The organism is Streptomyces flavofungini (assembly GCF_014650815.1).
Classification (GTDB): domain Bacteria; phylum Actinomycetota; class Actinomycetes; order Streptomycetales; family Streptomycetaceae; genus Streptomyces; species Streptomyces flavofungini.
Window position 1 is genome coordinate 838,409 of record NZ_BMVR01000001.1, and the last position, 25,542, is coordinate 863,950.

The window sequence follows — 25,542 nt, forward strand, 5'->3', positions numbered from 1 at the left end:
CGGCCATTTTCGCACTACGAGGGGGGCCCGAGGCCAGTCAATACTTTCTCGGCCCGCTCCTGGGCACCGTCGTCGACCTCCAGGTCAGGCGTGATGCCCCGGCCGTCGACCGTCTTCCCCGAAGGGGTGCGGTAGTGCCCGACCGTCAGCTCGGCGACGGAGCCGTCCGGCAGCCTGCTCGGCATCTGCACCGAGCCCTTGCCGAACGTCCTGGAGCCCACGACGACCGCGCGGCCGCGGTCCTGGAGGGCCCCGGTGAGCAGCTCGGCCGCGCTCATCGTGCCGCCGTCGACGAGCGCGACCACGGGTCTGGTGGTGTTCCCGCCCTGCTGGGCGTGGAGCGCCCGCTGCTTGCCCCGTACGTCGTACGTCGCGACGAGGCCGCCGTCCAGGATCGCGGAGGAGGCCGTGGTGGCCTCGGAGACCAGGCCGCCGGAGTTGCCGCGCAGGTCCAGGAGGATCCCGGCGCCCGCGGGGGCGCGGCGCACCGCGTTCCGCACGGCCTCGCCGGAGCCCTTCGTGAACGCCGCGACCTTGATCAGCACGGCGCCGCCGCGGAGCCGGGTGACGGTCACGGAGTCCGTCGACAGGCGCGCGCGGCGCAGGGTCTCCGTCCACGCGCGCGTGCCGCGCTCCAGGCCGAGGGTGACGGGGGTGTTCGCGCGGTCGCCGCGCAGCAGGGACACGACGTCGGTGACGGGGCGGCCGGTGACGTTCTTGTGGTCGATGGCGGTGAGCTTGTCGCCCGCGCGGATGCCGGCCCGGTCGGCGGGCCCGCCGCGCTGCACCCGGGACACCTCGATCCTGCCGTCGGCCTCGCGCCGGGCCCACAGGCCGACACCGGTGTAGGCGCCGCCGAGGGACTGCTCGAACTCGCGGTACTCCCCCTGGGAGTAGACCGACGACCAGCGGTCGCCGCTGCGGCTGACCACGTCCTCGGCGGCCGCCTTGCCGGACTTGCCGTCGGCCATCGCCTCGGCGGCGGCTTCGGCGGCCTCGTCGGCGGGGTCCGTCTTCCGGTCCCGGGGGTCCTTGGAGTCGCGGCTGGCGGAAACGGAGCGGGTCGACAGAGCCGCCTTGTTCCGGCCTTCCGCAGCGTCCTCGGACCAGGATCCGGTGGCCGCGCCGGTGGCGAGGACGCTCGCGAAGACCAACGTCAGGGCCGCCCCGCGGCGGATGCGGCGGGGCTCGATGTGCCAATCAGGGCCTGACATGTCGGTGAGTCTAGGACAACGAGGGGCGCCGCACGGCAGGTTGACCGCACGGCGCCCGAGGCACTCCTCACACCCGTAGGAGCGGCGAATACCTGCCGTCTCACACCTTCAGGTACTTGCGCAGGGCGAAGAACGCGGCAAGCGCGGGCATCAGCAGACCGATGGCGAGCACCAGCGGCAGCTTGGCGAGCACCGCGTCCCAGCCGATGAAGTTGATCAGGTTGAGCTTCTCGGAGAGCTGCAGGCCGTGGTCGATGATGAAGTACCGGCCGAGGAGCAGGAATCCGCACGCGAGCCCGCCGCCGATCAGGCCGGCGACCGCCGCCTCCAGGATGAACGGCATCTGGATGTAGAAGCTGGACGCGCCGACCAGACGCATGATCCCGGTTTCACGGCGACGGCTGAACGCCGAGACGCGCACGGTGTTGACGATCAGCATCAGCGCCACGACGAGCATCAGCGCCATCACCGCGAGCGCCGCCCAGTTCATGCCGTTGAGCAGCTCGAAGAGGTTGTCCAGGACGCCCTTCTGGTCCTCCACGGACTGCACGCCGTCCCTCCCGGAGAAGGCGGTCGCGACCACCTGGTACTTCTCCGGGTCCTTCAGCTTGATGCGGTACGACTCCTGCATCTGGTCCGGCGTCAGCGAGCTGGACAGCGGGGAGTCGCCGAACTGCTCCTTGTAGTGCTTGTACGCCTGGTCCGCCGTCTCGTGCTGGACCGTGTCGACGACCGGCATCTTCTTCAGATCGGTGAGGATCCGGTCCTTCTGCTCGTTCGTGACGGCGCCCTTGGCGCACTTCGGGTCCTGCTCGGCGTCCGCCTTGTTGCACAGGAAGATCGAGACGTTGACCTTGTCGTACCAGTAGCCCTTCATCGTGCTCACCTGGTCGCGCATGAGCAGCGAGCCACCGAAGAGGGCGAGCGAGAGCGCTACGGAGACGACGACCGCGAAGGTCATCGTGAGATTGCGGCGGAGACCGACGCCGATCTCCGACAGGACGAACTGGGCGCGCATGGCGGCCTTTCAATGGATCAGGGGGAGCGGTGCGGCGGGGGCGGGCGCGGCGGCCGGCCGCGGTCGGCGGCGGCCGGGAGGGCGCGCCGACGACCGGATCAGTGCTGGTAGCCGTAGACGCCGCGGGACTGGTCGCGGACCAGGCGGCCCTTCTCCAGCTCGATGACGCGCTTGCGCATCTGGTCCACGATCTGCTGATCGTGGGTGGCCATCACGACGGTGGTGCCGGTCCGGTTGATGCGGTCGAGGAGCTTCATGATGCCGACCGACGTCTGCGGGTCGAGGTTGCCCGTCGGCTCGTCGGCGATCAGGAGCTTCGGCCGGTTGACGAAGGCCCGCGCGATCGCGACGCGCTGCTGCTCACCGCCGGACAGCTCGCCGGGCATCCGGTCCTCCTTGCCGCCGAGGCCGACGAGGTCGAGGACCTGGGGCACGGACTTGCGGATCTCGCCGCGCGACTTGCCGATGACCTCCTGGGCGAAGGCCACGTTCTCGGCGACGGTCTTGTTCGGCAGCAGGCGGAAGTCCTGGAAGACGGTGCCCAGCTGGCGGCGCATGTGCGGCACCTTCCAGTTGGAGAGCCGGGCCAGGTCCTTGCCCAGGACGTGCACCTGGCCGTGGCTGGTGCGCTCCTCGCGGAGGATCAGCCGCAGGAAGGTCGACTTTCCGGAGCCGGATGACCCCACCAGGAAGACGAACTCGCCCTTCTCGATCTCCAGCGACACATCGCGGAGGGCCGGACGGTTCTGCTTCGGATAGGCCTTGGACACATTGTCGAATCGGATCACGGATGCACCACGGGTAGCCGGGGGTAGGTGAGCGTGACCATACGCGAACCGGAAGGGGCCGCGCAGTCGGCGTCCTGAGTTGCGCGGTTTGTTGCGGATCCGACCCGGAACAAATGGGACGCCCGATGCCGTGGGGGCGGGCTCGGCGGCCGGGGCGGGGCGGGCGTCAACCGGGGGCGGGCGGCGGCCCGCGCCGAATTCCGCGGAAGCTGGCACAGTGGTAGGGGGAACGGTTGAGGTTCCCCGAGCGTTGGGCAGGCTGAGACTGTGCGGGAGGAGAAGCGCATGACCTATGACAGGTTGGTGTGCGCGAACTGCGCGGCGCCTGTGAGCGAGGGCCGCTGCCCCGTGTGCCGGGCCAACCGGGAGCGGATGCAGCACGAGGGCCCCTTCGGCGGCCTCAGCCCCGCGGCCCTGATAGGGCTGCTGGTGGTGCTGATCATGGCAATGGCTCTGCTGGCGCACCAGACCGCGTAGTCGCTGGGCACTGAACACGTGGAAGGGCCCGGAGCCGATGCGGCTCCGGGCCCTTCCACGTGTTCAGCCAGCTCCTGAGGGACGTCCGCTACGGCGCGTACGTCTCCGTACGCGCCGCGTCACGCGTGGTCCCTCCAGGCGCCCCGCCGGTCAGGCCGCGGCGCCGCGGTTGCCGACCAGGCGCGGCAGGAAGCGGAAGCCGACGCCACCGGCGATCATGGTGGCGGCACCGATGATCAGGAAGGTGGTCTCGGCGGCACCCGTCTCGGCCAGCTCGCCGTCGTTCTTGCCGCTGCCGGTGTCGGAGACCCGCTCGACCGGCTTGGTGCCGGTGTCGGTCAGGCTGTCCTTGCCGCCCTGCTCGGCGGGGTTGGAGCCGCCGCCGTCGGGGTCGGTGTCGTTGCCGCCGTTGCCACCCGTGCCGCCGCCGGTGCCGTTGTCACCCGGGTCGGTGGGCCGGGTGGGCGGGTCCGAGGGCTCGGTGGGCGGGTCGGTCGGCTCCGTGGGCGGGTCCGTCGGCTCGGTCGGCGGGTCCGTGGGCTCCGTGGGCGGGTCCGTGGGCTCGGTCGGCGGGTCCGTCGGCTCGGTCGGCTCGTCGGTCGGCTCCGGCGGGTTGGTGGGCTCGTCCGGGTCGTCATCGTCGCCCGGCAGGTCGACGTCGACTCCGATGCCGTTCTCGTCGGCGGAGGCGCTCGCGCCGGTCCCGCCGAGCTCGACGCCGACGTCCAGGGCCGAGGCGGCGCCGGCGGCGGTCAGCGAGGCGCCGGCGGCGATCACCGCGCCGGCGGCTATCCGCGCGATGCGGATCCGCGTCTTCTTCGTCATCTGGCTGCTACCCCCAGTAGCTGAATCGTCAGTGAGGCAGCGTTCCGGACCGCGGTCGCGGGGTGGCTCTCGATCGGCCCCCCGGATCACACGCGTCCCGGAGATACGCATGCCGCCCGCTAGCCTTTCCAGTTTTCGAAGCACCGTCAAGGTCGTTGCGGGCGCGATGCCCGTTATGGGGATAGTTGACCGGCGTACGGACATGTGACTGTGACGTAAAAGGCGCAAGAAGCCCACACGAGGCCCCGGAAGGCCCATAAACAAAGGCAACTGCCGCCCGGGGGGTGGCAGTTGCCTCGCTCAGCTTTGTCGACAAAGCGTCGAAATTACTTCTCCTGCTGCTTGCGCCAGCGAATTCCGGCCTCCAGGAAGCCGTCGATCTCCCCGTTGAAAACGGCCTCGGGGTTGCCGACTTCGAACTCCGTGCGCAGGTCCTTCACCATCTGGTACGGGTGCAGGACGTACGAACGCATCTGGTTGCCCCAGGAGTTGCCGCCGTCGCCCTTGAGGGCGTTCATCTTCGCCTGCTCCTCCTGGCGGCGGCGCTCGAGCAGCTTCGCCTGGAGGACGTTCATCGCGGTCGCCTTGTTCTGGATCTGCGAGCGCTCGTTCTGACAGGAGACGACGATGCCGGTGGGCAGGTGGGTCAGGCGGACCGCGGAGTCGGTCGTGTTCACGCCCTGGCCGCCGGGGCCCGAGGAGCGGTACACGTCGATGCGCAGCTCGCTCTCGTCGATCTCGATGTGGTCGGTCTGCTCGACCACCGGGAGGATCTCGACGCCCGCGAAGGACGTCTGGCGACGGCCCTGGTTGTCGAACGGCGAGATGCGCACCAGACGGTGCGTGCCCTGCTCCACGGAGAGCGTGCCGTACGAGTACGGAGCCTGCACGGCGAAGGTGGTCGACTTGATGCCGGCCTCTTCCGCGTACGACGTCTCGTAGAGCTCGGTCTTGTAGCCGTGGCGCTCCGCCCAGCGCAGGTACATCCGCTGGAGCTTCTCGGCGAAGTCGGAGGCGTCGACGCCGCCGGCCTCCGCGCGGATGGTGACGAGCGCCTCACGGGCGTCGTACTCCCCGGAGAGGAGGGTGCGGACCTCCATCTCGTCCAGCGCCTTCTTGACCGCCGTGAGCTCCGACTCGGCCTCCGCGCGGGTGTCCGGGTCGTCCTCCTCCTCGGCCATCTCGAAGAGCACGCTCAGATCGTCGATACGCCCGCGCAGCGCCTCGGCCTTCCTGACCTCCGCCTGGAGGTGGCTCAGCTTGCTGGTGATCTTCTGCGCCGCGTCCGGGTCGTCCCAGAGGGACGGCGCGGCCGCCTGCTCCTCGAGCACGGCGATGTCTGCCCTCAGCTTGTCGAGGTCCAGGACGGCCTCGATCGACTCCATGGTCGAGGAGAGGGACTTGAGCTCTTCGGATACGTCGACGACTGCCACCACACCAGCGTAACGGCTACGGCAAGCGGTCTTCCCCCGGCGGCGGGCCCGGGACCTACGGGACCGGCGGCGCCGAGTTGCTGTTGTCGGGGGTTCCCGGGTCGCTGTCGTCCCCGGAGGTGGCGTACCAGGCGCCCGCGCCCACCGCCGCGGCGAGCACGGCCCCCGCCACGCCGAGCGTGATCCGGCGGCGCCGGGCCGAGGCGCGGTGGCGGGCCGAGCCGGGCCGTACGGTGCCTGCCGCGCGGGGAGCCCGTGCGGTGCCGCGGGCGCCGCCCGCCAGCTCGTCGGGGGCGGGGACGCGCATGGAGGTGTGGGTGTCGCGGTTGGCGTCGGCGGGGGCCGCGCCGGGGACGAGGGGCACGGCGCCGCGGCGCGGAGGCTTCTCGTGCGGCTCCGGAGAGGTCTCTTCGTAGGGCTCGTCTCCGGAGGGCTCCGCTTCCGGCTCGTCGACGTCCAGCGGCGGCATGCCCGCGAGCAGGGGGAGCTGCTCGCGCAGCCGGGCGCCCAGCTCGGAGGCGCGCAGGCGGGAGGCCGGGGCCTTGGCCAGGCACTGGACCATGAGCTGCCAGAGCTCGTCGGGGATGCCGGGCAGCGGGACCACGGTCTCGGTGACGTGGCGGCGCAGGACGGCCCCGGGGTGCCCGCCGCCGAACGGCGTGAAGCCCGCGAGGAGCTCGTACAGGACGGTGGCGAGGGCGTAGATGTCGACGGCCGCGCGCGGGGGCAGGCCCTCGATGATCTCGGGGGCCAGGTAGTCCGGCGTGCCGATGATCTTCGTGGCGCGGGTGCGGCGGGGCGAGTCGATGAGCTTGGCGACGCCGAAGTCGGTGAGGAGGGCCGGGTGCGCCCCGCCGGGGCCGAGGGGGCCCTGCATGTCCAGGAGCACGTTCTCGGGCTTCACGTCCCGGTGTACGATCCCCGCCGCGTGCGCCGCGGCCAGCGCGTCGGCGACGTCCGCGACGATCGCGACGGCGGCCTCGGGGGCGAGCCTGCGCTCGCGCTCCAGGCGGGTGCGCAGATCCGTCCCTCGTACGAGGTCCATCACGAGCGCCAGGTCGTTGCCGTCGACCACCAGGTCGTGGACGCCCACCACGCGCGCGTGGTCGAGGCTGAGGAGCGCGGTGCGCTCCTGGACGAAGCGGCCGACGAGTTCCTGGTCGGACGCCAGGTCCTCGCGCAGCAGCTTGATGGCGACCGGCCCTTCGGGGCCTTCGCCGAGCCACACCGTGCCGGCGCTGCCCCGTCCCAGAATCTGGTGGGCCGTGTACCGGCTGCCGATCTTCCGTCCCAAGACTGCTCCTACGGATGTGTGTTGGCCCAAAACTACGCGGCCAGGGCGCCAACCATCACATCCACAGGGGAAATCACCCCGCAGGAGTCGACAAATCCACAGAGTCGGCCGGGTTCGGCTCCCGAACCCGGCCCGGACTCAGTTCCCGCCGACCTTGCTCGACCAGTCGGACACCGTGTTGTAGACGTCCTTGATCTGGTCCCAGTAGCTCTTCGTCGTGCCGATCCAGTCCTGCAGCGGGCTCAGCTCCCAGACCAGCCAGCTCGCGATGAACAGGATGACGAGGACGACCAGGCAGCCCTTGAGGCAGCCGAGGCCGGGGATCCGCGTCCGGTTCGGGTTCGGCCCGCGCTGGCGGCGCGGCTCCGGGGGCGCGGGCTGCGGCGGCGCGGGCTGTTGCGGCGGCTGGTACGGCTGCGGCGCGTACGGCTGCGGTTGCGGCTGCATCTGCTGGCGCGGCTGCACCGGCGGCTGGTACGGCTGCGGCTGGTGCTGCGGGGCGTACGGCTGCGGCTGCTGGGGCTGCTGCGGGCGGGCCACCTGGCGCTGCGGGCGGCGGCGCAGCGGGTCCTGGCTCGGGTCCAGGTACTGCACCTGCGTCTGGTCGTTGCGGTCGCGGGCCGCGCGCATCTGGTTCTGCCAGGGGTGCGGCTCGTCGGGGTTGCCGCCCTGGTTGTGGCCGACCGGCGGCATGACGGCCGTCGGGTCGGCGTTCGGACCCTGGGGGCCGGTGTTCGGCATGACGCTGGTGGCGGCGCTCGGGTCGTACGCGCCCGCGTTGGTCGGCAGGACCTGTGTGGGGTCGGCCGCGCCCGGGGTGCCGGGGACCGGCGCGGGCGCCGGGTCGGGCGCGAGCAGCGCGGCGACGCCCTCGGCGGCGGCGATCTGGGCGGCGCTCGCGTGCACCCCGATGCCGTCGGCGACGGCCCGCAGCCCGCGCGCGAGGTTCTCGGCGCTGGGGCGGCAGTCGGGGTCCTTGCTGAGGCAGCGCTCGATGACCGTCCACAGCGGGTCGGGCACGGTCGAGGGGCGGCGCGGCTCGGCGCTCAGGTGCTGGTGCAGCACTTCGAGTGCGGAGCCCCCGGCGAACGGCGGGCGGCCGGTGACCAGCTCGTACAGCAGGATGCCGGCGCCGTAGATGTCGACGGCGCTCGTCTGCGGGCGGCCCTCGGCGGACTCCGGCGCGACGTACGCGGGCGTGCCGACGAACTCCTGGGTGCGGGTCAGGCCCGGGGAGTCGGCGAGGCGGGCGATGCCGAAGTCCGTGAGCATCGGGTGCATGCCGCTCGCGTCCTGCTTGAGCAGCACGTTCGCGGGCTTCAGATCGCGGTGCACGACGCCGTCGGCATGGCTCGCGGCCAGCGCGTCGGCGATCTGGGCGGTCAGCAGGGCCGCCGCGGCCGGGGTGAACGGGCCGCTCTCGCGCAGGTACTTGTGCAGGTCCGGGCCCTCGACGAGGTCCATGACCAGTGCGAGCAGATCGCCCTCGACGACCAGGTCGCGGGTGCGCACGATGTTCGGGTGCGTCAGCCTGAGCAGGACGGAGCGCTCCCTGAGGAAGCGCATCACCACGTCCGGATCGTTGGCCAGCTCCTCCTTGAGGACCTTGATCGCCACGGTCTCGCCCGGCTGACCGGGAACCGCCGCCTCGGCGCCCGCGGTCTCCCGCTGGCTGGCTCGCCAGACGGTGCCCGTGGCGCCGCGCCCGAGCGGCTCCTCGAGCAGGTACTTGCTGCCTACCGGCCGCACGTCATGCGCTCCCTGCTGATCTGGCTGGTCTGTGGTCCCGTGGTGCGGTTCCGCCGCCCCGAGGTGCGGTGGTGCGGTCCCGCTCTCTCGCGGTGCTGGTGTGCTGGTCTGCTCTTCGCGCCGCCCCGTCGTCCGGTACAGCGTTCCGACCCACTGTAGTGCCGCCGAACGGGGCACCGTCCGACGATCTTGCGCCTCTCGGCGGCCGGAATCGGCCGCACGGCGGACCTTTGTTCGGAGGGAAGACGCTGGACCAGCGCGGTTGGTTGCCGAGGGGGCGCCGTCGGCGCCGGAAACGGACTTTGGTCCCGGCCGCGGCCGGACTCGGTCCGGCGCGGCCCGATCCGGTCCGGTGTGGTCCCGTGTGGTCCGGCGTGGTCCCGTGTGGTCCGGTTCGGTCCCGCTTCCGTGCCGGCATGCGGCCGGGCGCTCATGGTCATCACCGCCCACATCGGTCCGAGCAGGCACTTTGCGGGCACGTTTCCGAGCAGAGCCGACCAATCAAGATCAAATGCGGGTGGGGGGCGGGCGTGTTGTCAGTGGCAGGTGCGAGGATGCTTTCCGTACTGGCCGACGTGCCCGTGTGCGGTGGGGGGAATCACAGCGCGAGTCCCCGTGCCGGGCGCCCAGCGCAGGAAGGGACCGCTGACGGCGATGCAGATCCGGCTGACCGTCCTCGGGCCGCGTGGCGGCCAGACCGAGCCGGGGGGACGCCCCGCGGCGACCTGCGACGTGCTGGTCACCGCCCCCGCCGGGACCGCGCTCGCCGCGGTCGCCTCCGGCCTGGCCGCGGCCGTGGCCGCGGGCGACGGACCCACCGTGCTGTACGCCCAGTCGGACCGCCTCGACCTCCAGCGCTGCACGCTCGGCGAGCCGCCCCTGGTCGACGGCGCCGTGCTGTCCGTCGGCGCCCCCGCCGAGCCCGGACCCGACCTCGCCGAGGCCACCGCCCGGCTGCACGTGGTCGCGGGCCCCGACGCGGGCGGCGTGCACCTGCTGCACGGCGGCCAGATCCGCGTCGGCCGCTCCGCACAGGCCGACGTGCCCCTCGACGACCCGGACGTGTCCCGCCTGCACTGCGCGGTCACCCTCGACCCGGACGGCCGCGTCACGGTCACCGACCTCGGCTCGACGAACGGCACGACGGTCGACGGCCGCGCCATCTCCGACCGCCCGGTCCGTCTCGCCTCCGGCTCCCTCCTGCGCGTCGGCGAGTCCGTCCTCCGGCTCACCGCGGGTGGCGGCGTGGAGGCGGCGCTGCCGACCGCCTCGGACGGCGAGGGGCATGTGCGGGTGCGGGTTGCCGGTGTGGAGGGGGCGGTCCTTGCGCAGGGGGCAGGGGTCCCTGTGCAGGGGGCTGTGGGGGGTTCGCGGCGGGGCGGCCCGGTGGGCTCTGGTCATGGGGCGCCGGGTGCGGCTGAGGACGGCAGATCCGGGTCCGGGGACGGGGACGGGGACGGAAGGTCCGCGGGCGCGGGGCCGGGGGGCGCCGGGTCCGGGGACGTACGGCAGGGGGATGTGCGGCCGGGGGCCGCACGACAAGGTGAGGTGCGGCCGGGGGACGCACGCCACGGCGATGGGCGGCCGGAGGGCGGCTCGACGCAGCATGCGTATGGCTCGGCAGGCTGGGGGGCTGCCGAGGGCAGCGAAGGCGGGCACGGGGGTGGGCCCGGGGACGAGGGGCTCGTGAACGGGCCGGAGAGGGCTGGGGCGTTGGGAGCCGCTGGGGCTCCCGGCGGGCCCGGAGCCCCGGGTGCGCCTGGGACCAACAGTGCGCCTGGAGCACCGGGCATGCCTGGGACTCCCGGCAGAGCTGGGACTCCCGGCATGCCGGGGACCGCGGGTACGCCCGGAGCGCCGGGCGCGTCTGGGATCCCGGGGTCGCCGGGTACACCCGCGCCCACCGCGCACCCGGCGCACCCCGCAGCCCCCACGCCCCCGGCGGCACCCGGCACCCCGGGCCCGCCCCCCTCTTCCCCCTACCCCTCGCCCACTTCCTCCCCTTCTTCCTCCCCTTCCTCCCCTTCTCCTTCCTCCCCCTCCCCCGAGACCCCCGTGGTGCCGCAGCAGGGTGGGGTGCCGGAGATGGAGCGGCACCGGGCGGGGACGCCGCCCCGGGGGACGACTGTGCCGCGCGGGGTGCGCAAGCGCGGTGGGCTGTCCGCGTGGGCGCGGCGGCTGGCCGGCGGGCGGGGCGAGGAGGCGGAGCGCGAGCACGCCGCGTACGACGAGACGCATGACGGGCCCCGGAACGCCGGGGCGTACGAGGACGACTGGCCGGACGGGACGGAGTCGGCGGGTGCCGAGGGGGTGTCCGGCGCGGGCGCACGGGTGCCCGAGGCATGGCCCGACGCGGCAGCGCTGCTCCTGACGGCGCTCGGGCCGGGGGCGCGGCTCTGGGAGCGCGGACCCGGGCACCCGGAGGCGCTGGCCGTGCGGCTCGGCACGGTGGACAGGGCCGCTCCGGGTGCGGACGGGCTGCTGCCCGCGGTGCCGGTGACGGTGAGTCTGCGGGAGGCGGGGGCGCTGGGGCTCGCGGGGCCGCGTGAACGGCTCGCGGGCCTGGCGAGGTCGGTGCTCGCGCAGTTGGCGGCGCTGCACTCGCCCGCCGCGCTGGAGATCGTCCTGATCAGCACGGACCGTACGCGTACGCCGCGGCAGCGGGCCGCTGAGTGGGCGTGGCTGGGCTGGCTTCCGCACGTCAGGCCGGGGCACGGGCAGGACTGCCGGTTGCTGCTGGCGTACGACCGGGATCAGGCGGCGGCGCGTACGGACGAGTTGCTGCGACGCCTCGACGAACCGGCGGAGCCGGCGGCGGGGTTCGGGGCGGCATCCGGCCAACCTGGCTTCCCCGTAGGCGCGTTGGACGGCTCGGCCGCGAGTGCGCCCGCGTCCGGGCCGCGCACGGTCGTGGTCGTGGACGGCGATCCGGGCTCGGCCGGGCTGCGGGAGGCGGCCGTGCGGCTCGCGCGTGAGGGGGCGCGGGCCGGGATCCATGTGGTGTGCCTCGCCGAGACGACGGCGGCGTCGCCCACGTCACCGGTGACGGACACGTACGAGGCGGCGTGCGAGGTGTCGCCCGCGTTCCGCGCGTGCGGGGCGGCGGCGCTGCTCAGCGGGGACGTGGCGACGGCGCTGCGGGTACTGCGCACGGCGGACGGGCGGCCCGCGGGGCAGGGCACGGTCGCCGTGGTGGACGCGGTGTCGGCGGCGTGGGCGCAGCGGTTCGCGCGGGCCCTGGCGCCGCTGCGGCCGGACGGGGCGACGGCGGGGGGCGGAGCCCGGGTGGCGGTGCCGCTGCCCCAATCGGCGCGGCTTCTGGACGAGTTGGGGCTGGCCCGGGCCACGCCCGCGTCGCTGATGGCGCGGTGGGCGGCCGCCGCGGACGACGCGCAGGCGCTGGGCGGGCGGGCCTGGGCGGTGCTCGGCGCGGGGGCGCGCGGGCCGGTCGTGGCGGACCTCGTCGCGGACGGGCCGCACCTCCTCATCGAGGGGCCCACGGGCAGCGGACGCACGGAGCTCCTTCGGTCCGTGGCGGCGTCCCTCGCGGCGGCCGAGCGGCCCGACCGGCTCGGCATCGTCCTCATCGACGGCCGGGACGCCGGACCGGGCAGCGGTTCCGGGACGGGCGGCGGGACCGGGGCCGGGGAGCGGCCGGGGGACGGCCTGCGGGCCTGTACGGAGCTGCCCCACGTGACCACGCATCTCGCCGCCAACGACCCGGTCCGGATGCGGGAGTTCGCGCAGTCGCTCACGGCCGAGCTGAAGCGGCGGGCGGAGTTGCTGGGGCGGGTGGGCTTCGCCGAGTGGCATACGCAGCGGGAAGTGTCGGGGCGGATGGTGGCACAGCGGTCCGGTGCGCCCGGGGCGTCGGGGGACGGGGTTGGCGCGGAGCGCGGGGGCGGGCGGGTCGCCGGGGCGTCCGGGGATGGCGTCGGCGCGGGGCGCGGGGGTGGGGCGCACGGTGCCGAGGGGGCCGGCGGTGCGGGTGGCACCGCCGGGACCAGGGGGTCCGGCGTGTCCCGTGGGCCCGACGCGCCCGGCGGACCGGGTGACTCCCGTGGCACAAGTGCCCCTGACGGAGCGGAACTCGACCCGCCGACGAGTGCCACCTTGCGGCTGCGGCCCGTCGGGGTGCGGCGCGCCGAGCCCGGGCCGCCGCTGGCGCGGCTGGTCGTGCTCGTGGACGACTTCGACGCGTTGCTCGCGCCCGCGCTCGGGTCGCCCGGGCGGCCCGCGGCCGGGTCCGTGGTGCGGGCGCTTGAGGCGGTGGCGCGGGACGGGGAGCGGCTCGGGGTCCATCTGGTGGCGGCGGCGCGGGGTGAGCGGGCCGGGGCCTCGGAGGTGGGGCGACGGGCCGGGCTCGTGGTCGCGCTGGACGCGGTGGGGGCCGGGGCGGAAGATCCCACTCCGGGGCGGGGTGTCCTGCGGGGCGTGGACGGGCGCGGGGCTGCCTTCCAGGCCGGGCGGGTCACCGGGAGGATTCCCCGGACCGCGACGCTGCGGCCCACCGTCGTGCCCGTCGAGTGGGAGCGGATGGGCGATCCCCCGACCCGGCGGCCCGTACGGGAGCTCGGCAACGGGCCCACGGATCTGGCCCTGCTGGCCAGTGCGCTGGAGAGGGCGGCGCGATCTGTGTCCGCGGAGCGGGTGCCGTCGCTGCTGTGAGCTTGGGCCGGGGCCACGCGCGGGGTGATCGCCGCCCGCGACGCCCACGTCGCCGGGGTGCCCCGCCAGCGGGCGGGGCGGAAGTCGTCCCTGCCATGGCCCCGGCCACGCCCAGGCCCACGTCCGGTGCGACCGCAGACGGCTGACGCACCATCGGCGTGCGCTGTACCCACCCCGTGCAGAGTGATCGCCGCCCGTGACACCCACGTCGACGGGGGCACACCGCCCACTGACGAGGCGGAGGCCGCCCCCGCGACAGCCCCGACCACGCCCAGACCCGCCCCCGGCCCACCCGCCAACAGCTGACGCACCACCGACGTGAGCCGCACCCACCCTCCCCCGAGCTCTCGGCTTCCCTCGGCCAGGGGATGCCCCTGTCGCCCTCTGGGCGGCCCCAGCCGCCCCCCCCAGCAGGGGGTAGGCGCACCGCCCGGTCGCCCGCGAGGGCAAGGCGCGTCCCACGGTGACGGGTGGGCGGGTGGGGAAAACCATCGCGGAGCGGTGGGGCGGAGGGCGCGGCGGCAGCCGGGGGGCACGGCCGCCCAAAGGGGCACGCAAAGGGGCACCGCCCCTCGTCCGAAAAGGCGCCCACGCCAGATGACGGCACGTCACAACGCCATCACGATCACCGACTTGACGCCGTTGACCATCTTGCCGCCCCTGACCGCGCGGGCGTAGACAGACCGCAACGGGACCAGTCGGGGAAGAGAACGGGGCAGTGATGCGCAGCACTCTTCGTACACGCACACCTCATGCACGTCGCACACGTGGGGCGGCCGCCAAGATAGTCGCCTGCGCCGCCGTCGGCGCCCTCGCGCTGGGGCTCAGCGCCTGCGGGGGCGACGACAAGGACGACGGCAAGGCAGACGGCGACAAGTCGGGCGGTGGCGGCAAGGAGAGCACGGCCGCCGTGCAACTGCCCAAGCTGGACGGCGAGAAGGTGTCGGTGGCCGCCGTGTGGGGCGGCGCCGAGCGGAAGGTGTTCCTCAAGGTCCTGGACGAGTTCGAGAAGCGTACGGGCGCCGAGGTGTCGTTCGTACCGGCTCAGGACCCCATCATCAGCTTCCTGGAGTCGAAGGTGGCGGGCGGGCAGCCGCCGGACGTGGCGATGCTGCCGCAGGTCGGCGCCATCGAGCAGGCGGTGCGGAACAAGTGGGCCAAGCCGGTCGGACCGGAGGCGCAGAAGCAGCTCGACAAGAACTACGCCCAGGGGTGGAAGGACCTCGGGGCGGTGGACGGCAAGCAGTACGGGGTGTACTTCAAGGCCGCCAACAAGTCGCTGATCTGGTACAACACCGAGGTCTTCGCGAACGCGGGCGTCAAGGAGCCCAAGACCTGGGCGGACTTCATGAAGACGGCGCAGACCGTCTACGACTCGGGTGTCACGCCGGTGTCCGTGGCCGGCGCGGAGGCGTGGACCCTCACCGACTGGTTCGAGAACATCTACCTCTCGCAGGCCGGTCCGGAGAAGTACGACCAGCTCGCCCAGCACAAGATCAAGTGGACGGATCCGTCCGTCAAGGACGCCCTGACGACGCTCGGGGGCCTCTTCGGGAAGAAGGGGTTCATCGCGGGCGGGGCGAGCGGCGCGCTGCAGACCGAGTTCCCCGCGTCCGTGAAGCAGACCTTCACCGGCGGCGACCAGCCGAAGGCGGGCATGGTCTTCGAGGGCGACATGGTGTCCCTGGCGATCGCGGAGACCAAGGCCGAGGTGGGCACGGACGCGAAGGTGTTCCCGTTCCCGGCGGTCGGGGACGAGTCGCCCGCCGTCGTCGGCGGTGACGCGGCCGTCGCGCTGAAGAACAGCAAGGGCGCGCAGGCCCTGCTCACGTTCCTGGCCACGCCCGACGCCGCGAAGATCTGGGCCGAGGCGGGCGGCTTCGTGTCGCCGAACAAGAACCTGGACCTGAAGGCGTACCCGAACGACGTGCAGCGCGGCATCGCGGACGCCCTGATCAAGGCGGGCGACGACATCCGCTTCGACATGTCGGACCAGGCCCCGCAGTCGTTCGGCGGCACGCCCGGCAAGGGCGAGTGGAAGGCGTTGCAGGACTTCCTGAAGAACCCGAAGAACGTCGCGGGCACCCAGCGCACGCTGGAGGACGCGGCGGCCAAGGCGTACAAGAAGAACTGACCGGACGATGACGACCCCTGATGCCGGGGGCACCGCGGCGGTGCCCCCGGCCAAGGCGACGCCGCCGCCCGCCACGTCCGGCCCGCACCGGGCCGGTCCCCGCAGGAGCGTCACCGGGACCCGCAAGACGATCGCGGCGCTGTTCCTGCTGCCCGCGCTCGTGCTGCTCGGCGCGCTCGTGCTCTATCCGATCGGCTACTCGGTCGGCCGCAGCTTCTTCGACACGGCGGGCGAATTCACCGGCTTCGACAACTACGAGACGATGTTCTCCGATGACGGGATCCGTACCGCCATCAAGAACAACGCGATCTGGCTGGTGGCCGCCCCCGCCCTGACGACCGCGCTCGGCCTGATCTTCGCGGTGCTCACCGAACGGGTGCGCTGGAGCACGGCGTTCAAGCTCATCATCTTCATGCCGATGGTGATCTCGATGCTGGCGGCGGGCATCATCTTCCGGCTCGTGTACGAGTCGGACCCCGACCGCGGTGTCGCCAACGCCATGCTGGTGGGGGTGCACGACACGTTCGCCGAGTCGTCCGCCTTCCCGCAGGGCCACCCGGGCGCGCGCTCCCCGCTGAAGGGCGCGGGCGGCGGCGCGTTCATCACCAAGGACCCGGTGCGCGCGGGCGAGCCGGTGGCGCTGCCGCTCACCGGTGTGCCGCCGGACCAGATGCCCGGCGACGCCACGTCCGCGAAGCCCGCCGCGGCCGACCCGGGCAAGGTCACCGGCACGGCCTGGCAGGACTTCACCCGCGGCAAGGGCCGGGGCAAGCTGAACGCCCCGGACACCGCCGAGTTCGGCTACCCCGGCATCAAGATCGAGGCGGTCAAGGGCGGCGACGTGGTGGCGTCGACGGAGGCCGCGGCCGACGGGACGTTCAGCCTGCCGAAGGAGGCCGACGGGGCCCAACTGCGCTATCCCGCCTCGAACTTCCGGGAGCCGTACAACGGCGTGGACTGGCTCGGCCCGTCCCTGATCACGCCCGCCATCATCGGCAGCTACATCTGGATGTGGGCCGGGTTCGCGATGGTCCTGATCGCGGCCGGGCTCGCGAGCGTGCCGCGTGAGCTCCTGGAAGCGGCGCGCGTGGACGGCGCCAACGAGTGGCAGGTGTTCCGGCGGGTCACGGTGCCGCTGCTCGCGCCGGTCCTCGCGGTCGTCGTGGTCACGCTGATGATCAACGTGATGAAGATCTTCGACCTGGTCTTCGTGATCCCGCCGGGCTCGTCGAAGGACGAGGCGAACGTCCTCGCGGTGCAGCTCTACAACTCGGCGTTCGGGGACCGCGACGCGGGCGTGGCCAGCGCCATCGCGGTGTTCCTCTTCCTCCTGGTGATTCCAGTGATGCTGTTCAACATGCGGCGGATGCGACGGGAGGGGCGGCGATGAGCACCCAGAGCGAGACCGTGAAAGCGTCCCCGGTGCGGGTGGTCAAGGCCAAGCAGTCCCTCGGCGGCCGGATCGCCGCCGTCGTCAGCGGCAGCGCGCTGCGGGTGTTCCTGGTCGTGGTCGGCCTGTTCTGGCTGGTGCCGACGCTCGGGCTGATGATCGGTTCGCTGCGCACATCCGAGGACATGAGCGAGAGCGGCTGGTGGAAGGTCTTCAGCAAGCCCTCGCAGCTGACCTTCGAGAACTACTCCAACCTGCTCAAGGACGAGACGATCACCGACTCGATCCTGACGAGCCTGGCGATCACGGTGCCGGCGACGCTGCTCGTCGTGGTGATCGGCTCGCTCGCGGGCTACGCGTTCGCGTGGATGGAGTTCCCGGGCCGCGACTGGTGGTTCCTGGGCGTGGTCGGGCTGCTCGTGGTGCCGGTGCAGGTGGCGCTGCTCCCGGTGGCGAAGCTGTTCGGCGAGATCGGGATCTTCGAGTCGACGACGGGCGTGGTGCTCTTCCACACCGCCTTCGGCCTGCCGTTCGCGATCTTCCTGCTGCGGAACTTCTTCGCGGATATCCCCCGCGAACTCCTGGAGGCGGCACGCCTCGACGGGGCCGGGGAGCTGCGGCTCTTCCTGCGCGTGGTGATGCCGCTCGGCGCGCCCGCGATCGCCTCGCTCGGCATCTTCCAGTTCCTGTGGGTGTGGAACGACATGCTGATCGCGTTGATCTTCGCGGACGCGGGCAGCCCGCCGATCACGGTGGCGCTGCAGCAGCAGGTGCGGTTCTTCGGCGACAACGTGCAGATCCTGGCGCCGGGCGCGTTCATCTCCATGGTCATCCCGCTGGCGGTGTTCTTCGCCTTCCAGCGGCAGTTCGTGTCGGGCGTCATGGCGGGGGCGGTCAAGTGAGACATGCGGGTCCGGCGGCGCGGCCGGTGCGGTCGCGTGCCGCGTACGGGTCCGGCGGCGCGGCCGGTGCGGTCGCGTGCCGCGTACGGGTCCGGCGGCACCCGCCCGTGCCGTCAGGTGACGAGCGGGTGACGTAGAGGGGAAAGGGGACCCAAGGAGTCGGGGGCGTGTCGTGCCGCTTCGGCGGCGTGTCGTGCGGGTTGTGGTGTCCGGCGGATTCCGGCCACTACGGTCGATCGCGGCGCACTGCCCCCGACTCCAGGACCTGACATGCCCGAAGCCTCCGCTTCCGTACCGACGTCCGCCCAGGAATTGGATGACCTGCCGCTCCCGACCGACCTCGCCGCGGTGAAGGGTTGGTTCCACCCCGCCGACCAGGTGCTCTTCGACTGGTTCCTGAACCGCCAGCGGACCCGCGACGAACCCGGCGACCTGCTCGAACTCGGCGTCTACCTCGGCAAGAGCGCGATCTTCATGGGCGACTTCCTGCGCCCCGGCGAGACCTTCACGGTCTGCGACCTCTTCGACTCGCCCGCGCCCGACGACGCCAACTCCCAGGAGATGAACCGCTCGTACGCGACACTCACCCGGCGCGCCTTCGAGGCCAACTACCGTTCCTTCCACGACGAGCTGCCCGCCGTCGTCCAGGCCCCCTCGGCCGGCATCACCGCCCACGTCCGCGCGGACAGCTGCCGCTTCGTCCACATCGACGCCTCGCACCTGTACGAGCACGTGCACGCCGACATCGCCGCCGCGCGGCGCCTGCTCCGCCGGGACGGGATCGTCGTCCTGGACGACTTCCGCGCCGAGCACTGCCCCGGCGTCGCCGCCGCCACCTGGGGCGCGGTGGCCACGACCGGCCTCAAGCCGCTGTGCATCACGGCGACCAAGTTCTACGGGACGTGGGGCGCCTACGACGAGGTGCACGGGGAGCTGAAGGCGTTCCTGGAGGGCCGGGACGACATGTGGCACGGGGCCGAGGAGGTCGCGGGGCAGCCGATGATCCGCATCAGCGGCGGGAAGGCGCGGATGCCCGCGCATCCGGTGTCGCGGCACGCCTCGGGGGTGCCGGGGCAGGGGGCGGCTGTCGCGGGGGCGGCTGCCGCCGGGGCGGCGCAGGCCAAGGGCGCGGCGCAGGCCACGGCCGGCCAGCAGGCGCCGGGCAAGCCCGGTCGGCGGAACGGGGACAACCGACGGCCCAAGGGGCGGGGGCTCGTCTCGTTCCTGAGCCGCCGGTCCTGAGCCGCCGTCCTGAGTCACCGGTCCTCAGCCGCCACCCTGAGCCACCGGTCCTCAGCCACCGGCCCTCACGCCGGTCCTGGGCCACCGGCCCTCAGCCGCCGGTCCTGAGTACGAGGCACGCGTCGGGGTGGAGGTCGGGTTCCGGCCGTCCGCCCCGGCGGGTGCCGCTCACCGCGAGCTGTTCGCCGCCCCGGTCAGGCACCGGGCGCGTGCCGTACCGATGAATTCTGGGTGAATAGCGCCAAAGTGGGGCAATGCAACACCATCCCACGACCCCGGCGGCCACACCGGCCCCGACCGCCCCGGCACGCGCCGCCCGCCCCGCAGCCCGAGCCGCCCGCGCGCCCCGCGCCCTCCGCCCCCGCCGCCTCACCGCTCTCGCCCGCACCGCCCGCTTCCGCCTGGAGCGCGCCACCGCCGGGCGCGGCACCGGGCCGGACGCCCTCCTCCCCCCGCCCGCGCACCTCTCCCTGCGCGACAGCCGCACCCTCAACCTCGCGCTCGCCGCGCCCGAGCCGGACCTGCGCGCCGCCGAACTCCTCATCACCCGTGGCCACCGCCGCTTCCGCGTCCCGCTCGCCGTCGAACGGGACACCGACGGCGGCCCGCTCCTGACGGCGACGGCGACCCTGCGCGACGTGCTGGACGGCGCCCACGCGGCACGGGACACGCACCCCGCGCCCGCCCCCGCCCCCCTCCTCAGCGAGGGCGTCTGGCGCCTCACCCTCGCGACGACCGGCGCCGACGGCCGCGTACGCCGTCGCGGACTCGCCCTCGCCGACGGCGCCGCGCCGCCGCCCGGCCCCACCGCCCCGCACGCCCCCAACCCCCGCACGGGCACCCTCATCCGGGTCGTCCGCTGCCGCGGCGGGCGCGCGGCGGTGCAGGTCACGCGGTCGCGGCCGCGGGCCGAGCTGGTGCGGTTCGTGCCGCGCGGGGACGGGATCACGGTGTACGGGCGGGTGGTCGCCGGGCCCCGGGAGCGGGACCGGGTGCGGTGGGCCGCGCGGGCCGTGCGGCGCCGGGACGGCCTCGTCGCGCCCGTCCGACTCGCCTGGGACGGGGACCGGTTCAGCTTCGCGCTGCCGCTCGACGCGATGGCGGGCGCCGGGCCCGGCCAGTGGGTGTGGGACTTCCGCGTGGGCGAGCTCGGCCTCGGGCGCCGCCTGACCGACGTACGCGATCTGCCGTCGGCGTTCCCCACGCCGTTCCGGCTCGTCGCGCTGCCCGGGGGCCGCCTGGTGCGCGCGCACCCGCATCTGACCGCGTCCGGCGCCTTCGCCGTCACCTGCCTGGACATCACGAAGGAGACCTCATGAAGATCACCTATCTGCTCGGCTGGGGCGACGAGATGGGCGGCACCGAGCTGGCCACGTACACCCAGGCGCTGCACCTCGCCGAGCGGCACGACGTCGAGGTCGTCTCCGTCTTCCGCACCCGGCCCGAGCCGTTCTTCCCCGAGGCGCGGCAGGTGCCCGTGCGGTATCTGGTGGACCGTACGGTGACGCCGGAGCGGCCGGTGCGGGAGTCGCGGCTCGACGAGGCGGCGTGCCGGACCCTCGCCGCGCTGCCGAGCGAACTGATCGAGCCCGCCTGGGAGTCGGCGTTCGACCGCCTGTCGGACGTGGAGCTGACGGCGGCCCTCAGCACCCTCGACACGGACGTCCTGGTCACGACGACGCCAGCGCTGCTCGCCGCCGCCGTCGGCCTCGTACCGCCGCGCGTGCTGACCGTGCACCAGGAGCACCGCCCCACCCAGCGCCGGGGCCGCTCCGGCGAGCCGCTGCTGCTGCACGCGCCGCGCCTGGACGCCCTGGTGACGCTGACCGGGCGGACGCGGGACTGGATCGCGGAGTCCCTGGGGGCGACGGCGCCGGAGCTGGCCGTGATCCCGAACGCCGTGCCCGACGGGTTCCGGCCGCGCGCGGACGGCGAGAGCAAGGTCATCGTGATGGCGGCGCGCCTGACCGGCGAGAAGCGCGTCGACCACGCCATCCGGGCGTTCGCGCGGGTCGCGGAGGCGCACCCGGAGTGGACGCTGCGGATCTTCGGTGGCGGGCACCGCGAGCAGAGTCTGCGCCGCCTGGTGGACGCCTTCGGCCTGCAGGACCGCGTCGAACTCCTCGGCCCCTGCCAGGACATGGCCGCCGAGTGGGCGACGGCGGGCCTGTCCCTGATGACGGCGGGCCACAACGAGGCGTTCCCGCTGGTGCTGCTCGAAGCGCTCGCGGCCGGGGTGCCCGTGGTCGCGTACGACGTGCTCACGGGACCGGCGGAGATCGTGCGCCATCGGGTGGACGGGCTGCTCGTGCCGCCCGGCGAGATCGGTGAACTCGCCGCTGCGATGGACGAGTTGATGTCCGACGACGCGCTCAGGCGCGGGTGTGCGCGGGCGGCCAGGGAGGGGGTGTACGAGCGGTTCTCCTCGGCCGGGGTGACGGCGCTGTGGGAGGAGCTGTACACGCGGCTCCTGGCGGGGCGCGACCGGCCGGAGCGGCTGGCCGGGCGGGCGGACCGGGTCGCGCTCGGCGTGGCGTCCGGGGGCTGCGGGTTCCGGCCGACGGCGCCGCACACCTTCAACGCGGACGCGTCCGCCGACGAGCGGGCCCGCGAGGACGAGATCATCGCCGCCGCCCCGGAGGGCCGGGTGATCCGTTCCGTGGGCCGCCTCGCCGAGTGCCGGGACGACGTGCTCGCGCCGCGCATGGCCGAGTGGAACCTCGAAGTCACCGCGGCCGCCCTGGAGTCGCGGCAGATCCCCTACGTCCTGGTGCGCACCGACGGCACGGCCCACACCCTCGCCGTGGACGAGGACGACCGCGACCGCGCCCTCAAGGCCCTCGCGGAGCGGCTGCACGGGGAGCCGGTCTACGCCGAGCTGGTCAATCCGCGGGACGCGGCGCCGGGCGCGGTGTTGGCCGAACGGCTCGACGGGATCGGTGAGTTGGCGGGCGTCAAGGTGTTCCGGCCGGTGACCACGACGACGCTCTCGCTGCGCCACGGGGTGCAGCAGGCGTGCACGGTGGCGTTCTGGCCCCGCGTCCGGGGGCCGGAGGGCACCGCCGCGGCGGACTCCCCCGACTCCCCGGAGTCCGCAGCCGGGCCCGACGCCACCACCGCGCCCCCCGGGCCCCCGGAGCCGTCCCGGCGCCGCGCCCCCTTCGGCAGCACCCTCGCCGGAGCCGAGCTGCCGTCCCTCGCCCCCACCGCCCGCCTGCGCGTCGGCGAGCGCGAGTACCCGACCCTCGACGTCTTCACCCAGCGCCTCATGAACGACGCCGACTTCCCCGTCGACGCCGTCTACACCTGGGTCGACGACTCCGACCCCGACTGGCGCGCCGCCCGCACCGCCGCGCTCGGCGGCACCCCCGGCGCCCCCGGCACCACCGCCGCCGACGCCTCGGCGGACAGCGGCACGGTCCGCTTCCGCAACCGCGACGAACTGCGCTACTCCCTGCGTTCGTTGGCGATGTACGCCCCCTGGGTGCGGCACGTGTACCTCGTCACCGCCGGTCAGGTCCCGGACTGGCTCGACCGCGACCACCCGGGCCTCACGGTGGTCGACCACCGCGAGCTCTTCGCCGACCGCGGCGCCCTGCCGACCTTCAACTCCCACGCCATCGAAACCCAGTTGCACCGCATCGAGGGCCTGGCGGAGCACTTCCTCTACTTCAACGACGACATGTTCCTGGGCCGCCCGACGACCCCGGGCACCTTCTTCCTCGGCTCCGGCCTGCCCAAGTTCTTCTGGTCGTCGGCGTCCGTGCCCGCGCTGCCCGTCGACGAGACGGACGAGGGCTATCTGGCGGCGGCGAAGAACAACCGCGAGCTGCTGCGCCGCGACTTCGGCCGCACCGCGACGCACTGCTTCCTGCACGTGCCGTACGCGCTGCGCCGGAGCGTCCTCGAAGAGCTGGGCGAGCGCTACGCCGGCGAGCTGGCCGCGACGGCCCGCGCCCGCTTCCGCGGCACCACCGACCACTCCCTGGTGTCGTCGCTGCACCAGCACTACGCGTACCTGACGGGCCGCGCCGTGCCGGGCTCCGTGTCGTACGACTTCGTGGACATCGGCAGCCGCGCCGACCACGCCCGGCTCGGGCAGCTCCTGCAGTCGCGGAACAAGACGGCGTTCTGCATCGGGGAGTCGCCCGACAGCGGCATGTCCGACGAGGAGATGGCGCTGGCCGTGCGGTCGTTCCTGACGGCGTACTTCCCGGTGCGCTCGCCCTACGAGCGCGCCGCCTCGGTCTGAGCGCCACCGCTGCCCGGGCCCGCGCCCGGGCAGCGGCACGTCCTCAGGACAGGAACACCCGCCGCACCACCCGCTCCGCGGCGCCCCCGTCGTCGTACGGGCAGAACCGCTCCCGGAACGCCTTCCGCAGCGCCGTCGTCGCCGCCGTGTCCCAGCCGCCGCCCCGGAACAGTCCCGTCAGCTCGTCCTCGGTGGTCGCGAGGGCGCCGGGGGTCTCGCCCGGGTGGCCGGACAGGAGGTCGAAGTAGGTGCCGCGGGCGAGGCGGTAGGCCTGCCAGTCGGGGGCGTAGGTGACGATCGGGCGGTCCAGGCAGGCGTAGTCGAACATCAGCGACGAGTAGTCCGTGATCAGGGCGTCGGCGGCGAGGCACAGGTCCTCCACGCGCGCGTGGCCGGTGACGTCGAGCAGGCCGGGATGTGCGGCGAGGCCCGCGTCGGCGCCGTAGAAGTAGTGCGCCCGGACCAGGACGACCCAGTCGGGGCCGAGTGCCGTCGCGAACCGCTCCAGGTCGAGGCGGGGCAGGAAGCCCTTCTGGTAGTCGCGGTGGGTGGGCGCGTAGAGGAGGGTCCGCCGGCCGGGGCGCACGCCGAGGTCGGCGCGGATGCGGGCGATGTCGTCGGCGCCGGTCGTGAAGTACACGTCGTTGCGCGGATAGCCCGCCTCCAGGGCCTGGTACGCGGCCGGGTACACGCGCTCCCACACCTCCGTGGAGTGCGGGTTGGCGGACAGGCTGTAGTCCCACTGGTCGGTGTGGTCGAGGACCTTCTGGAAGCTGATGCCGTGCGTGCCCGCGGGGTAGCGGCGCTGGTCGAGGCCCATCTTCTTCAGGGGCGTGCCGTGGTGGGTCTGGAGGTAGACCTGGCCGGGGCGCTTGGTGAAGCCGCCGGGGAAGGAGGAGTTGTTGACGAGGTAGGTGGCGCGGGCCATCGCCCGCCAGTAGCGCCGCGAGCCCTCGATGACGTACTCGACGCCGGGCGGCACGCGGTGCTTGTTGCGGCTGGAGACGACCCACACGCCCCGGATGTGGGGGGCGAGTTCGCGGGCCTTGGCGTGGATCGCGGCCGGGTTGCAGCTGACGCCGCGGTTCCAGTAGGCGCCGTAGACGGCGAGGTTCGGGTCGAGGGAGCGGCGCAGGTCGGCGCGGTAGGTGACGCGCATGGCGCGGGCGCGGACGGACTTCTTGCGCCGGGCCAGGACCGAGCGGACGGTCTTCATCCGGCCGCCCGCGCGCGCCAGGCCCCGGTAGGTGGCGTACGAGCCGGAGACGAGGGCCTGTTGACGTTCCGTCAGGGGTGCGTGGGCCGCGGGGCGGTGGGCGCGCAGCATGCCCGCCGCTGCCCGGAAGTACGCGGCGCGGTCGCCCGGCGCGATCCGGCCCGGGTCGTCGAGGACGGCCAGGAGGTGGTCGACGGCGCGCGGGAAGAGCCGGTCCGTCGCCCCGGCGCCGTCCGTGAACAGTTCCTCGTACCGCCCGATCACCGCGAAGTGCTCCCGCCCCGGCGACTTCGCGAAGCTGCCGCCGCGCCGCTCCCGCCAGCGCACGCACACCCGGTCGAGCGCGCCGACCCGGTCGCCGGCGGCCAGCGTCGCCCGGTGCACGGGCACCACGTCCTCGTACGCGCCCCTGGAGAAGGCGAGGCCCCGCGCGGACCAGAAGGACCGCCGGAAGACGCGGTTCCAGGCGGCGACGGTGACGGCGAGGGGGTCGCCCGTGACGTCCTCGCCGGGCGGCCGGCGGACGGTCTCCCACCAGTCGGTGCGGTCGTGCGCGAAGAGGAGCACGTCCAGGCCGCGGGAGCCGTCGGCGCCCTCCTCCGACTGCGCCAGCTTCCGGTCGAGCGCCGCGAGCGCCCCCGGCAGCAGCACGTCGTCGCCGTCCAGGAACAGCAGCCACGCGCCGGTGGCGCGCGCCGCCCCCGCGTCGCGGGCGGGTCCGGTCCCCTGCCGTCGGGTGAGCCGGACGAGTTGCACGCGCGGATCGCGCTGCGCATACTCCGCCGCGATCGCGGCGCAGGCGTCCGGCGAGGCGTCGTCGACGACGAGGAGTTCGAGGTCGGCGCAGGACTGGTCGAGGACGGACTCCAGGCATTCCCGCAGGTACCCCTGGACACGGTGGGCGGGCACGACGACTGAGAAGCGCGGCATGGACACCGAC

At 73.6% G+C, this 25,542-nt stretch carries 16 protein-coding genes; 8 read left to right on the forward strand and 8 right to left on the reverse strand.

All coding sequences use genetic code 11. The annotated features are described in order from the left end of the window. Window positions 1–14: 14 nt before the first annotated feature. From IE274_RS03565 to ftsE, 3 genes are all read right to left on the reverse strand, one after another. A complete protein-coding gene (locus IE274_RS03565; protein ID WP_190114006.1) occupies window positions 15–1,214 on the reverse strand; it encodes a S41 family peptidase in 1,200 nt (399 codons plus the stop codon). A 100-nt stretch (window positions 1,215–1,314) separates the two neighbouring features. Beyond that, on the reverse strand, window positions 1,315–2,232 hold the full coding sequence (gene ftsX / locus IE274_RS03570) for a permease-like cell division protein FtsX (protein ID WP_190114007.1): 918 nt from the start codon (window positions 2,230–2,232) through the stop codon (window positions 1,315–1,317). A gap of 98 nt (window positions 2,233–2,330) precedes the next feature. Continuing rightward, window positions 2,331–3,020 (reverse strand): cell division ATP-binding protein FtsE, encoded by a 690-nt coding sequence (ftsE, locus tag IE274_RS03575; protein WP_016644946.1) that lies wholly within the window; start codon window positions 3,018–3,020, stop codon window positions 2,331–2,333. A 285-nt stretch (window positions 3,021–3,305) separates the two neighbouring features. Here ftsE and IE274_RS03580 point away from each other — a divergent pair, with 285 nt between their 5' ends. Further along, on the forward strand, window positions 3,306–3,497 hold the full coding sequence (locus tag IE274_RS03580; RefSeq protein ID WP_190114008.1) for a hypothetical protein: 192 nt from the start codon (window positions 3,306–3,308) through the stop codon (window positions 3,495–3,497). Between the two features lie 150 nt (window positions 3,498–3,647). Here IE274_RS03580 and IE274_RS03585 read toward each other — a convergent pair whose 3' ends face one another. The 4 genes from IE274_RS03585 to IE274_RS03600 form a co-directional block, all read right to left on the reverse strand. Beyond that, a complete protein-coding gene (locus tag IE274_RS03585; protein WP_190114009.1) occupies window positions 3,648–4,322 on the reverse strand; it encodes a hypothetical protein in 675 nt (224 codons plus the stop codon). 326 nt (window positions 4,323–4,648) lie between these two features. Then, complete coding sequence (gene prfB / locus IE274_RS03590) at window positions 4,649–5,755, reverse strand: peptide chain release factor 2 (protein ID WP_190114010.1); 1,107 nt, start codon at window positions 5,753–5,755, stop codon at window positions 4,649–4,651. Window positions 5,756–5,810: 55 nt separating this feature from the next. Further along, window positions 5,811–7,049: a serine/threonine-protein kinase gene (locus IE274_RS03595; protein ID WP_190114011.1), complete on the reverse strand. Its 1,239-nt coding sequence runs from the start codon at window positions 7,047–7,049 to the stop codon at window positions 5,811–5,813. Between the two features lie 138 nt (window positions 7,050–7,187). Continuing rightward, window positions 7,188–8,798, reverse strand: coding sequence for a serine/threonine-protein kinase (locus tag IE274_RS03600; protein WP_190114012.1), 1,611 nt, complete (start codon window positions 8,796–8,798; stop codon window positions 7,188–7,190). A 654-nt stretch (window positions 8,799–9,452) separates the two neighbouring features. Between IE274_RS03600 and IE274_RS03605 the strand changes: the two genes are divergently transcribed. From IE274_RS03605 to IE274_RS03635, 7 genes are all read left to right on the forward strand, one after another. Continuing rightward, window positions 9,453–13,466: an FHA domain-containing protein gene (locus IE274_RS03605; RefSeq protein ID WP_190114013.1), complete on the forward strand. Its 4,014-nt coding sequence runs from the start codon at window positions 9,453–9,455 to the stop codon at window positions 13,464–13,466. Between the two features lie 721 nt (window positions 13,467–14,187). Beyond that, window positions 14,188–15,600 (forward strand): ABC transporter substrate-binding protein, encoded by a 1,413-nt coding sequence (locus IE274_RS03610; protein ID WP_229909128.1) that lies wholly within the window; start codon window positions 14,188–14,190, stop codon window positions 15,598–15,600. A 7-nt stretch (window positions 15,601–15,607) separates the two neighbouring features. Continuing rightward, window positions 15,608–16,990, forward strand: coding sequence for a carbohydrate ABC transporter permease (locus IE274_RS03615; RefSeq protein WP_229909129.1), 1,383 nt, complete (start codon window positions 15,608–15,610; stop codon window positions 16,988–16,990). Continuing rightward, on the forward strand, window positions 16,987–17,892 hold the full coding sequence (locus IE274_RS03620) for a carbohydrate ABC transporter permease (RefSeq protein WP_190114014.1): 906 nt from the start codon (window positions 16,987–16,989) through the stop codon (window positions 17,890–17,892). Before IE274_RS03615 ends, IE274_RS03620 begins: the two co-directional genes overlap by 4 nt. Before the next feature lie 270 nt (window positions 17,893–18,162). Then, complete coding sequence (locus tag IE274_RS03625; RefSeq protein ID WP_190114015.1) at window positions 18,163–19,134, forward strand: class I SAM-dependent methyltransferase; 972 nt, start codon at window positions 18,163–18,165, stop codon at window positions 19,132–19,134. A gap of 254 nt (window positions 19,135–19,388) precedes the next feature. Beyond that, window positions 19,389–20,453, forward strand: a complete 1,065-nt coding sequence (locus tag IE274_RS03630) for a hypothetical protein (protein WP_190114016.1) — start codon at window positions 19,389–19,391, stop codon at window positions 20,451–20,453. Next, complete coding sequence (locus IE274_RS03635) at window positions 20,450–23,386, forward strand: stealth family protein (RefSeq protein WP_190114017.1); 2,937 nt, start codon at window positions 20,450–20,452, stop codon at window positions 23,384–23,386. Before IE274_RS03630 ends, IE274_RS03635 begins: the two co-directional genes overlap by 4 nt. A 43-nt stretch (window positions 23,387–23,429) precedes the next feature. Here IE274_RS03635 and IE274_RS03640 read toward each other — a convergent pair whose 3' ends face one another. Further along, window positions 23,430–25,532, reverse strand: a complete 2,103-nt coding sequence (locus IE274_RS03640; RefSeq protein WP_190114018.1) for a bifunctional glycosyltransferase/CDP-glycerol:glycerophosphate glycerophosphotransferase — start codon at window positions 25,530–25,532, stop codon at window positions 23,430–23,432. Window positions 25,533–25,542 lie beyond the last annotated feature (10 nt).